Origin of the sequence: Thalassobaculum litoreum DSM 18839 (assembly GCF_900102465.1) — a bacterium.
Taxonomy (GTDB): domain Bacteria; phylum Pseudomonadota; class Alphaproteobacteria; order Thalassobaculales; family Thalassobaculaceae; genus Thalassobaculum; species Thalassobaculum litoreum.
In genome coordinates, this window is record NZ_FNBW01000030.1 from 1 (window position 1) to 11,042 (window position 11,042).

At 62.3% G+C, this 11,042-nt stretch carries 9 protein-coding genes and 1 pseudogene; 5 read left to right on the top strand and 5 right to left on the bottom strand.

Going from position 1 to position 11,042, the window contains the following annotated elements:
* The first annotated feature begins 85 nt into the window (after nt 1-85).
* Entirely contained in the window at nt 86-1,114 is a 1,029-nt protein-coding gene (locus tag BLS34_RS24680; protein WP_093153722.1) for an IS110 family RNA-guided transposase, read from the top strand.
* A gap of 276 nt (nt 1,115-1,390) precedes the next feature.
* On the opposite strand, the pseudogene BLS34_RS26800 reads toward BLS34_RS24680, so the two are convergent.
* The 3 genes and pseudogenes from BLS34_RS26800 to BLS34_RS24695 form a co-directional block, all read right to left on the bottom strand.
* Nucleotides 1,391-1,933 (bottom strand): annotated as a pseudogene (locus BLS34_RS26800) (IS3 family transposase); the annotation flags it as partial.
* A gap of 8 nt (nt 1,934-1,941) precedes the next feature.
* Complete coding sequence (locus tag BLS34_RS24690) at nt 1,942-2,238, bottom strand: transposase (RefSeq protein ID WP_093154673.1); 297 nt, start codon at nt 2,236-2,238, stop codon at nt 1,942-1,944.
* Nucleotides 2,178-3,293, bottom strand: coding sequence for a hypothetical protein (locus BLS34_RS24695; RefSeq protein WP_093154676.1), 1,116 nt, complete (start codon nt 3,291-3,293; stop codon nt 2,178-2,180). The genes BLS34_RS24690 and BLS34_RS24695 overlap by 61 nt, the downstream gene beginning before the upstream one ends.
* A gap of 321 nt (nt 3,294-3,614) precedes the next feature.
* Between BLS34_RS24695 and BLS34_RS24700 the strand changes: the two genes are divergently transcribed.
* From BLS34_RS24700 to BLS34_RS24715, 4 genes are all read left to right on the top strand, one after another.
* Nucleotides 3,615-5,810 (top strand): ATP-binding protein, encoded by a 2,196-nt coding sequence (locus tag BLS34_RS24700; protein ID WP_175474386.1) that lies wholly within the window; start codon nt 3,615-3,617, stop codon nt 5,808-5,810.
* A 93-nt stretch (nt 5,811-5,903) separates the two neighbouring features.
* Nucleotides 5,904-6,974, top strand: coding sequence for an HD-GYP domain-containing protein (locus BLS34_RS24705; RefSeq protein WP_093154681.1), 1,071 nt, complete (start codon nt 5,904-5,906; stop codon nt 6,972-6,974).
* 41 nt (nt 6,975-7,015) lie between these two features.
* On the top strand, nt 7,016-7,540 hold the full coding sequence (locus tag BLS34_RS24710) for a PAS domain-containing protein (RefSeq protein ID WP_093154683.1): 525 nt from the start codon (nt 7,016-7,018) through the stop codon (nt 7,538-7,540).
* A 28-nt stretch (nt 7,541-7,568) separates the two neighbouring features.
* A complete protein-coding gene (locus BLS34_RS24715) occupies nt 7,569-8,825 on the top strand; it encodes a methyl-accepting chemotaxis protein (RefSeq protein ID WP_139189479.1) in 1,257 nt (418 codons plus the stop codon).
* A 149-nt stretch (nt 8,826-8,974) separates the two neighbouring features.
* Here BLS34_RS24715 and BLS34_RS24720 read toward each other — a convergent pair whose 3' ends face one another.
* Nucleotides 8,975-9,736: a response regulator gene (locus BLS34_RS24720; RefSeq protein WP_093154688.1), complete on the bottom strand. Its 762-nt coding sequence runs from the start codon at nt 9,734-9,736 to the stop codon at nt 8,975-8,977.
* Nucleotides 9,737-9,942: 206 nt separating this feature from the next.
* A protein-coding gene (locus BLS34_RS24725) for an IS3 family transposase (RefSeq protein WP_425441479.1) occupies nt 9,943-11,042 on the bottom strand; the annotation gives its coding sequence in 2 pieces (ribosomal slippage) (nt 9,943-10,838 and nt 10,838-11,042; 1,101 coding nt annotated over the 2 pieces). This gene is flagged as partial in the annotation.

An 11,042-nucleotide genomic window follows, 5' to 3' on the forward strand; every position in this document is an offset into this window, starting at 1 on the left:
AACTGATGGAGTGGATGCCCCTCCCGACGGATCGCAATGTGCCAAAGTGGCGGTTGCAGAAAACGAACAAGGGGAGAAGGAGATCATGGAAAAAGCCACCATCATCGGTATCGACCTTGCGAAGCGGGTCTTCCAGGTGCATGGCGCCACGAGCGACGGGAACGTTGCCTTTCGCAAGAAGCTGTCGCGCTCCAAACTTCTGACGTTTTTGGCCGCTCAGCCGCATTGCATTGTGGCGATGGAAGCCTGCGCGACAGCCCACGAATGGGGGCGCGTTATCGGGCAACTCGGCCATACGGTACGGCTGGTTCCGCCGGTCTACGTGAAGCCCTATGTGAAGCGCCAGAAGAACGACGCGGCTGACGCCGAGGCCATTGCGGAGGCCGCGTCACGGCCGACGATGCGCTTTGTTGCTGTCAAGACCGAGGAGCAGCAGGCTCGATCGATGATCTTTCGTACACGCGACCTCCTCGTGCGCCAACGCACCCAACTCATCAATGCGCTGCGGGGCCATCTCGCCGAGCACGGGGTCGTCGCGGCGCAGGGGGAGGCGAACCTTCAGCCACTCGCCAATGTGGTCAACGATATAGAGAGCTCTCTCCCGCCGATCGTCCGAGATCTCGGCCGCCTCTATCTCGAGCAGATCGACCTCCTTGCTGAGAAGATCGCCGAGATTGAGAAGACACTTCGGCGTGAGGCGGCGCGGGGGGAGGCGACGGCGCGCTTGCAGACCATGCCTGGGATCGGACCGATCACGGCAATGGCCATCGAGGCCTTTGCCCCGCCTCTGGAGACGTTCAAGCGAGGGCGCGACTTCGCGGCCTGGCTTGGGCTCGTGCCAATACAGCACTCGACCGGTGGAAAGCAGAGACTGGGCAGGGTGTCGAGAATGGGGCAACGCGACATCCGTCGGTTGCTGATCATCGGAGCGATGGCCGTCGTGCAGTGGGCTTCGAGGAAAGGCCCGCCAGAGGGGTCGTGGCTCGCCGGAATGCTGGCGCGCAAGCCACGCATGCTGGTAGCGATGGCGCTTGCCAACAAGATGGCACGGTCCGCTTGGGCCATGCTGACGAAGCGGGAGGATTACCGGATACCGACGGTAGCACAGGCTTAAACGACAAGTGTCGGTCTGTCGTCGGTGTGTCGGGCGTGTGAGGAGGTCAAGGAACAGTAAGGGCAAATGATCGATCAGATCGGGACCAGGAAAAGCAAAAGGGTAGCCAGAGCCTCTGCGCTCGCTGAACTGATCTGCACCTGATCCGCGCATCTCCATACCGGCCCGCGGCATGTGAAGCGCCGCATCCTTGAGGCCTGACACATGACCGCACCCGATCACATGTCCAAAGTGTTCGAGAACTGCTTGCATCAACGGGGGCATCCACACATGGCTGCCCTGGTCGGTGTTCATGATCTCCGGCGCGCCGTGCCGCACGATCGCCTCTGTCAGCGCTTCGACGCAGGGCTCGGCATCGAGAGTGTTCGACAGCCGCCATGCCAAAACCTTGCGGGTTGCCCAGTCCATGATGACGGTCAGATAAAGGAAGCCTCGTTGCATGGGGATATAGGTCACGTCCGCACACCAGACGTGGTTTGCGCGCTCGACCCGCAGGCCACGCAGCAGATACGGCCAGACCCTGTGCTCCTTGACCCGGATGCTGGTCTTTGGGCGCTGGTAGATCGGCATCAGGCCCATCAGCCGCATCAGGCGACGGACCCGCTTCTCGTTGACTGGAGTGCCTTCGGCTCGCAGATGCCAGGTCATCTGACGCACACCGTAGAACGGGGTCTCGAGGAATTGCTCGTCGATCCGGCGCATCAGCGTCAGGTTCAGCGGCGTGTCGCCCTGAGGGGTGTAGTAGAAGGTTGAGCGCGGGAGCGACAGCAGACGGCACTGCTCGCACACGCTCAGGACAGCATGGGATCGATCCACCATCTGTCTCCTCACTTCCCGGTCCAGGGCTTGAGCTTTCGCGACAAAAAATCGTTGGCGACAGCCAACTCACCGATCTTCGCGTGAAGCTCCTTGACCGTTTCCTCGGAGATCTCCGGCAGCTTCGTTCGGCCGCCACGCTCGAATATATCCGAGGCCCCGTCCAGCAGGGCGCGCTTCCACTGGTGGATCATCGTCGGATGCACACCAAACCGGCTCGCCAGCTCCGTGACCGTCTGCTCGCCCTTTAGCGCCTCAAGGGCGACGCGAGCCTTGAAATCTGGCTTGTGCTGCTTGCGCTTCGACATCTCTGATCTCCTTTCTCGAAGATCAGCAGACCGCAGACCGTAGCTTCCGTCACTGTCCAGCTTTCGGGGAGTAGCTCAGTTTGGCCGTTCCAAAGGCGCCGGTGCAGGCTGTCGAGCAGACGCCCGATCGCTGGCCGAGCGCGGTACTCTCGTTCGGTGAGGACGCGCAGTCCCTTGGCCGTGGTCTTCGCGACCTGCGCGCGCCGCGCCAGGTGCGGCCAGTCGAGAACGGGCCGCTCCTCGATGTTCACCCTCAGAAGGTATCGGCGCAGCATCTTGTCGCCGTCCGTAAAGGCGGTGACCGCCGTCGCATCGTGCCGGCCGAGCTGACGCAGAGCGTCGACGATCAGGTCCGCCGGCATCTCGAGCGCCGCGATCGCCCCGCCGATCCGGTGGCTCCGCCCGTTGTCGGCGACACCGATGCCGATCAGCACCTCGTGATGGCGGGGTCCGCGGGTCGCACAACTGCGCACGAAGGTGGTGTCGACCCCAAGGTCGATCGACCGCGCCGGCGTCTCGGTCATGGATTTCCCTAGCGGTCGCGCCGAGATCCGCTCCGCCTCGTCGAATATCCGCCGTCGCACGGTGTCCGCACATCCACCCGATGCCTGCGGGAACAACTCTTCGACCAACCCGGCGGCCGCGCGGAAGCTTATCCAGGCACCGAGGCGAGCCAACAGCAGCCGGTACTCTGTGGTCGAGCGTGCCGATCCGGCCAGCAGTGGCGACACTGGTTCCACTCTCCCGGTGCGCATGAGGCGTGGGACACGGATCGTCAGCGTGCCGTGGAGGCTCTGGATCCTGCGAAGCCGGTAGTCCTTCAGCCGCACCGTCGGGTCGAGCCGGCGCCGCAGGTCGGCCTTCGCCCGTAGAGCTTCCTCCTGGAGCGCCACGACAGCGCGCTGAATGTCACCGAGCTTCCGCTGCGCAGTGCCGTGGTTGAGACCGATGTCCTCGACGCTTGCCGGAGCGACGATCTCACCGAGCCGCGCAACCGCGATGCGCCGTGAGGCTGTGCCCCGGCCCGTCTCAACCAGTTCCAGCTTCCAACCCATTTAATGCTCCCGACGCCGTCGATCCCTCGATCTTCTCAACCGACCGTCTGCGACGAAGGGCCTCTCAGGAGCAACCCCCACGTTCCAATCAGTCCCGCTACTTTGGGGGAATCTGGTACGGAAACCCCTAGTGGGGTCACCTCAAGGTTTGTCCGAGTTAGCGAGGTTTAGCGAACAAACCTTGAGGTGACCCCTTCAAAGCATGCCGGAGCGACCCCACGCACTTGCCTCAACATTTACGCGGATTGCCTGGAATTAATGAAGAATTAAAGCCTTTAGCCGATGGTACGGCGACTCCATCTTTCCAATCAAAGCGATAAAATGCAGAAACGTGCGAGGAAAACGCTCAACTGTCGGATCGTCGGTGTGTTTGCGGCCACCGTGCTGATCTGCCTCGCCGTGGGAGTGTACGGCCAGCGGATTTCATATCTGCAGGAGAAGCAGCATGCGCAGGTCGATGCCGTGATCGACCTGCATGAGAATGTCATGGTTCCACTCAACGCGCTGAGCCGGAATATTGGCTTCGGCGGTCTGATCCATAACTTCAAGAACTACGTCTTGCGCGGTGATCTGGTTTATGCAGACGCGGCCGATGCCAATGCGCGGGTAGCGCTAGGCGAGCTCGACCGGCTCGACGCGATCCTGCAGCAGCCGGAGGCTCAGCGCGCAATCGATCTGGTCCGTGGCATGGTCCGGCAGTACCAAGAGAAGCTCGGGCTCGCGGTCGCCATGCACGGTGCGCAAGCGCGGGTCGAAGACTTAGACGCCACCGTCAGGTTTGACGACCGCGCCGCGCTTGAAGGACTGGACATCCTCTATGAACTCACGAAGCAGCGCATCTCGCCCCACATCGCCAGCGCAAAGCACTTCAGTCACGAGCTCGAAAGCCTGCTCGGCGCAAGCGTTCTGGTGTTTATCGTCCTCATCGCCGGAGCGGTCGCACTCTGTTTCATGCTGATCGGCCAGTATCGGCTGACCATAAGGCTCGCGGAGGCCCATCAGGAGGTGAATGCTCTGATCAGCGCGGCACCGGACGTGGTCATCTATGTCGGCGCCGACGGGAAGATCCGGTACGCCAACGACCGAGCCTTCGAGCTTTTGGGATACGAGGCGTCCGAGTTGCTCGGGCAGTCGATCGAGACCCTGGTGCCGGAAGCCGCTCGGGGTGAGCATGTGGCGCACCGCAAGGACTATATGCGCTCCCCCAGGAGCGGGCCGATGACCGAGGCGCGCGACCTAATCGCGCGGGCGAAGGACGGATCGAGCGTTCCGGTCTCCATCGGGCTCAGCACCCACTTCCACGAAGGCGAGCGGATTGTCATCGCGGCGATTCGTGACGTCTCGGTGGAGCGGGCCATGACCACCGCCCGGGAGACCTTACTTCAGGGCCAGCTCCATCAGGCGGACAAGTTGCGCACGGTCGGGACGCTGGCTGGCGGTATTGCCCATGACTTCAACAACATTCTCACCCCGATCATGGGATACAGCGACTTGCTGCTGGCGACGCTGCCGGACGAGTCACTGGAGCGCGAGGACGTCAAGGTGATCAAGCGTGCGGCGGGACGGGCGCGCGAGATTGTGGCCCAGCTTCTTGCCTTCTCGCGGCCGGGCGACGATCTGCGATCAATCGTGTCGGTTTCCGCCAGCATCGCCGAGACCTCGGCGCTGGTCCGACCGACCATTCCTCCGAACGTGACGCTCACGGTCTCCGGGATCGGCGACGGCCCGATGGTCGAGGCGAATGCGGGACGGCTGCAGCAGGTCCTGGTTAACCTCATCCGCAATGCGGTAGACGCGCTCGGCGCGCGCGGTGGGTCGATCGCCGTGCGCTACCTTCTCGATGAGGCACCGGCGGGCGACAGGACGGCCGGCGGTATGGCACGACAGGTGCGGATCGAGATCGAGGATAACGGCCCCGGCATGACCCCGGAGGTTACGAGCCAAGTGTTCGACCCGTTCTTCACCACCAAACCGGTCGGCCAGGGAAGCGGTCTCGGTCTTTCGGTTGCGTATGGAATCGTCACCAGCTGGAACGGCCGCCTGAAAGTGCGCAGCGAGCACGAAAAGGGCACGGTCTTCACAATCCTGCTGCCGGTCTCGACCGAAACACCCGAGGCTGCGTCGCCCGAGGCCGCCCTGCCGGGAGGCGGTTGCGTGCTCGTAGTCGACGACGACCCGGACGTGCTGTCCGTTACGGGCCGGATGCTCGCACAGCTCGGCTACGAGCCGGTGCTGATGAGCCGCGTTAACGAGGCGCTCGAATATCTTGACACAGAGACCGAGGAGCCAATCGCAGCGCTCAGCGACCATTCCATGCCGGGGCGACCCGCCTCCGACCTTCAGGCTGCCGTCGCCCGTCGCTGGCCCGGTGTCCCGTTCATCACCATCAGCGGCTTCGACCTGAGCGGCCTTGAGAACATGGCCCAGAACTCTATCGTTCTGCGCAAGCCGATCACGATGGTCGAACTCTCCTCTGCGATCGCAAGAGCCAGAATGCGTCAGTCTGAAACAAACTGACATATTCTGAAAACGCGCGCACATCAGGAGAATACAGTACACGCGCATAGTCCCGGCATCGAACAAGTCGCGCTGGATATCGGGAGTTGCGGGGTGCTGACGAACACACATACGAGCGCGTTGTCAAAGCCGCTGGGCGAATATATAGGAGCTTCCGATGTACAGATCAGGGAGAACCGGGGGCGCCATGTCGTCCTGATCGTCGATGACGACCCCACCATCCGCGAGCTGCTGCGGCGGGTGCTCACGATGGCCGGCTACCGAACCGCGACCGCCGACGGCGGCCTGGAATCCCTCGCAGCGATCGACCAATTCGAGGGCGCAATCACCGCCGTCGTCACCGATGTCTCAATGCCGGGCCTGGACGGCCTTGGCCTGATCGGCGCGGCAGCAGCCCGCAAGCTCGATCAGGGCGTACAGTTCTATCTGATGAGCGGAGCGCCCCACAGCCTGTCGATGGCCCGGACTATCGGTCTGCCGATTAGCGGCACCTTTCAGAAGCCCCTCGACATCGTCGCGTTGGTCGCCCGCCTGGACGCCGATCTCCTTGCCCCGGCAAAGGTGGAGGACGAGATTGCGCTCGACGGCATCGGCTGGCTCGGACGGGCCCTCGCCCATCACGATAAGGTGACCGGCGCCCACTCGGATCAGGTGGCGCGTTACACGGCCATCCTGTCCGGCGCCATGGGCCTGCCGGTGGGTTTGGCCGAGGACATCACCAGTACTTCCGTGCTCCATGACATCGGCAAGATTGGGATCTCGGACATGATCCTGAACAAGCCGGCCCCGCTGACCGACGACGAGTTCGCGGTGATACGCCGTCATGGCGAGATCGGGCACTCGATCCTCACCGCCGAGAACCACCGGCTCTCCGGCATGGCGTCGCAAATCGCGCGCCACCACCACGAACGGTTCGATGGGACCGGCTACAACCGGCTCGCCGGCTACGACATCCCGCTCCCTGCGCGCATCGTCGCGCTGACCGATGTTTACGACGCCCTGCGGTCGCCGCGCCCCTACAAGCCAGCACTCACCCATGAGGAAGCCGTCTCCTGCATTCTCAAGGGCGACGGACGCACCAAGCCCGAGCATTTCGATCCCGCTGTCCTGTCCGCATTCGAGGGCATCAAGGACGTCTTCGAGCGCGTCGATCGGCACGACTGAGATTCTGTATGAGATTATCTGGAAGGAAAGGAAACCCCGCGATGGCCAAACATACGGTATCGCCAACGAACCGAGAGGTCTTCTTCGGCGACGACGAAATCATCGTCTCCAAGACGGACTCTAAAGGACGGATCACCTACGCAAACGACGTGTTTATGCGAATTTCGGGCTATTCTGTCGATGAAACTCTCGGTCAGCCGCATAGCTTCATCCGGCATCCGGACATGCCGCGCAGTGTATTCAAGCTCCTGTGGGACGCGATCGAGGCGAAGGGCGAGATCTTCGCCTACGTCAAGAACATGACCAAGATCGGCGACCATTACTGGGTGCTCGCCCACGTGACCGCCAGTCTGGACCGCAACGGCTCGATCCTCGGCTATCACTCGAACCGGCGGAAGCCCGATCCGGCGAAAGTGAAGATCGTCAGCGACCTGTACCGCAACCTCAAACAGATCGAGGACCGGCCGAACAACCGCAAGGACAGCATGGCCGAATCCTACGACTTCCTATCCAGTGTACTGATTCAAAAGGGAGTTTCCTATGATGAATTCGTGCTCACTCTCTAAAGTGACAGTGCTAGCGGGCGCCAGCGCGATGCTCGGCGCGGTCGGCGCGGCCATGCCTTGGATACCGTTCGCCGGCCAGGCGGTGGTGACCTCCGTCGTCTGCGCGGGCGTCGTCGTTGCCGCTTCTCTGTCCATCCTCTGTGGCAAGCGGTCCTTACATTGGATCGCGGAGACCCGTCGGGTCTGCGAGGCGGTGGCCGCCGGCGATTTCGAGCAGCGCTTGATCCGCGTCACGGAGCAGGGCGAGTTCGGCCGCATGCTGAACTCCGTGAATCACATGGTGGACGTGACGGATGCCTTCGTGCGCGAAGCCGGTGCTGCGATGGAGGCCGTCTCAAAGGGCCGCTACTTCCGGAGCATCCGCCCGGAGGGGTTGAAGGGTCACTACCTCAACAGCTCGACCCGAATTAATATTGCCACGGTCGGCATGAAGACCAAGGTCGAGCACTTTCGGAAGATGACCGACACGTTCGAGGATAAGGTCCGCGGTGCCGTAGAGATCGTCGCCTCAGCCTCCACCGAGCTCCAGGCCACCGCCTCGAGCTTGACCGGTTTGGCGGACTCGACCCGCGACCAGACCACGACCGCGGCGGCGGCGACTGAGCAGGCCTCCTCCAACGTCCAGACGGTGGCCGCAGCGGCCGAAGAACTCAGCGCCTCGATCTCGGAGATCGCCCGCCAGGTTGCGAACGCGAGCTCCAAGACGAATGAGGCGAGCCAGAAAGCCGAGACCGCCAACAAGTTAGTTAAGGCGCTGAGCGAGGCCGCCGACGAAATTGGCAGCGTCATCACACTGATCTCCGACATCTCCGAGCAGACCAACCTGCTGGCTCTGAACGCCACGATCGAAGCGGCCCGGGCAGGCGAGGCCGGCAAGGGCTTCGCGGTGGTTGCGGCCGAGGTCAAGGCCCTGGCGAACCAGACCGGTCAAGCGACCGGCCGGATTCAGGATCAGGTTCTCGGGATCCGGAGCGCCACCGATCAAGCCGTGGAGGCAATCAGTGTGATTGTCAGCGCAATCAACGAGGTATCTAGCATGTCCGCTGGCGTTGCCTCGGCAGTGGAGGAGCAGTCGGCCGCCACTGACGAGATTTCGAAGAATGTCCAAGAGGCCTCACAAGGTACCGCTGAGGTGGCGCGCAACACCGCCTTGGTCACCCAGTCGGCCGGCGAGACGACGACGGCCGCCAGTAACGTTCAATCGGCATCGGGCGAACTGGCCGCGCAGGCCGAGTTTCTTCGCGAGGAGGTCGGCCGGTACCTGGAGAATGCGCGAGCTGCCTAGGACGGTCCGGGGCGGGACTTGGTCCTGCCCCGGCTCCCGCCGACGAGGTCACGCAAGGAGCCGGAAGATGCTGATCCCCTTCATTTCCAACATCGGTCTGCTCTGCCCGGCAGCATATCGCCGCTTCCTCACGATGCGAGGGTCCGCGGCTAGATGCGACGTACAGGCACCGCGAGCATGTATCCGGCGTTGCGGATGGTCTTGATGATCTGCGGCTGAACCCGGTCGCTCTCGATCTTGGTGCGAATCCTTCCGATCTGCACGTCGATGCTCCGGTCGAAGACCGGGGTCTGATCGCCATGGGTGAAGTCGAGCAGCTGGTCCCGGCTCAGTACCCGTCCGGCGCGCTCCAGCAGCACGACCAGCAGCTGGTATTCGCCCGTGGTTAGCGGCACCGGCTCGGCGCTGTGGCTCAGTGTGCGGGACCCGGTATCAAGCCGCCATCCCTCGAACTCGTAGACCGGCGCCGCGTCCGCGCTTTGGGCAGGCTTGCCGGCCCCGGTCCTGGAGCCGATCGCCGCGCGGCTTTGGTTCTCTGGGATCGCGGGAGCAAGGCGGCGCAGAACGCTGCGGACCCGCGCGATGAGTTCGCGCGGCTCGAAGGGCTTGGTGACATAGTCGTCGGCACCGATTTCCAGGCCGACGATTCGCTCCACCGCCTCTCCCTTACCGCTGACGATGATGATCCCGCAGTCGTATCGTGTCTTGAACTCGCGCACCAGAGACAGGCCGTCGGTATCCGGCAGCATCAGGTCAATGATGACAAGATCCGGCCGGTCCTCCTGGGCGATCTGTTCGGCAACGGCACCGGCCGCGGCGACGCTGATAGAGTATCCCGTTTCGCTGAGTATCCTCGAAATTAAACGCGCGACGTCTGGATCATCTTCAACGACAAGTATTCTAGCTGCCATGAGATATAAGCTTTAAATTAATAATGTCAGACGCCTAAGATGCCTTCTGAAACCAATCGACACCACAATATAATTAGGTTCAAAAATTTTATGGCTTTTATCGGCAGGATCGGACATTTCAGTGCTTAACATTAGAGTAATCCTCTTACAATGCTTATATCTTAAGAGGAGGTAAGATGGACTTGCCCGGGTTTGGTGGAGAGCCGTTAGCTCACCTTTTGGGCCTCTCGCTCGAAGGCGATGGGGCTCTGGAAGCCAAGTGCTGAATGACGTCTGACAGGGTTGTAGAACCCATCGATGTATCTGGCGATGGCGTTTTCGGCCTGCTGACGGGTTTGCCACGCGACCGGCCAGATCAGTTCGGACTTGATGGTCTTGAAGAGGGTTTCCACCATCGCGTTGTCGTAGCAGTTCCCCTTGCCGCTCATCGAGATCAGTATCCCACGTTTGCGGAGCACGGCCTGGTAGTCCACCGAGCAGTATTGGCTGCCGCGATCGCTATGGTGAACCAACCCGCGTGAGGGGGCTCGGTTCGCGATGGCGCGCCGCAGGGCTTCCATGGCGAGATCGTGCTTCAACCGGTCACTGATGGCCCAACCGACGACCCTGCGAGAGAAGAGGTCGAGGATGACCGCCAGATACAACCAACCCTGCGTCGTCCAGATATAGGAGATGTCCGCGCCCCATTTTCGGTTCGGGGCATCGGCCGTGAAGTCCTGTGCGACGAGGTTCGGCGCCACTGGCCAAGCATGGGCGCTGTCGGTCGTCCGTTTGAACCGGCGCTTCTGGCGCGCCACCAGTTTGTTGTCGCGCATCAGCCGAGCCGTGCGGTGCCGCCCGATCCCATGGCCGTCATCGACAAGCTCGCGGTGCATGCGCGGGCTGCCATAGGTGCCGTTCGACAGGGAGAAGGCTGTCCGGATATGTGCCAGATACACCATGTCCTGACGCTGACGCTCGCTGGCAGGACGGTCTTTCCACGCAAAGAAACCGCTCTGGCTGACAGCCAGAACACGGCACATCCGAGCGATGGGAAAGCTGGCCTTCTCCGCCTTGATGAAGCCGAAGGTCATCGACTTGTTTCTTTCGCGAAGAAGGCCGCGGCTTTTTTTAGGATGTCGCGCTCCTGCTTCAACACCGCGTTCTCCCGGCGCAGACGCTTGAGCTCGGCATGAACATCGCTCGATGGCTCTACCGGCGCGCCGCTATCACGCTCATCGCTCACCCAGCGCGTCAAAGTCGACAACCCAATACCCAAATCCTCGGCGATCTCCCGACGCGTCCGACCGCTGGTCAATGCCAGCCG

What these genes read in the sequence shown, in the direction of transcription:
- BLS34_RS24720 (WP_093154688.1), bottom strand. Translation starts at nt 9,736, where the DNA reads ATGGCAGCTAGAATACTTGTCGTTGAAGATGATCCAGACGTCGCGCGT.
- BLS34_RS24695 (WP_093154676.1), bottom strand. Translation starts at nt 3,293, where the DNA reads ATGGGTTGGAAGCTGGAACTGGTTGAGACGGGCCGGGGCACAGCCTCA.
- BLS34_RS24680 (WP_093153722.1), top strand. Translation starts at nt 86, where the DNA reads ATGGAAAAAGCCACCATCATCGGTATCGACCTTGCGAAGCGGGTCTTC.
- BLS34_RS24710 (WP_093154683.1), top strand. Translation starts at nt 7,016, where the DNA reads ATGGCCAAACATACGGTATCGCCAACGAACCGAGAGGTCTTCTTCGGC.
- BLS34_RS24690 (WP_093154673.1), bottom strand. Translation starts at nt 2,238, where the DNA reads ATGTCGAAGCGCAAGCAGCACAAGCCAGATTTCAAGGCTCGCGTCGCC.
- BLS34_RS24700 (WP_175474386.1), top strand. Translation starts at nt 3,615, where the DNA reads ATGCAGAAACGTGCGAGGAAAACGCTCAACTGTCGGATCGTCGGTGTG.
- BLS34_RS24715 (WP_139189479.1), top strand. Translation starts at nt 7,569, where the DNA reads ATGCTCGGCGCGGTCGGCGCGGCCATGCCTTGGATACCGTTCGCCGGC.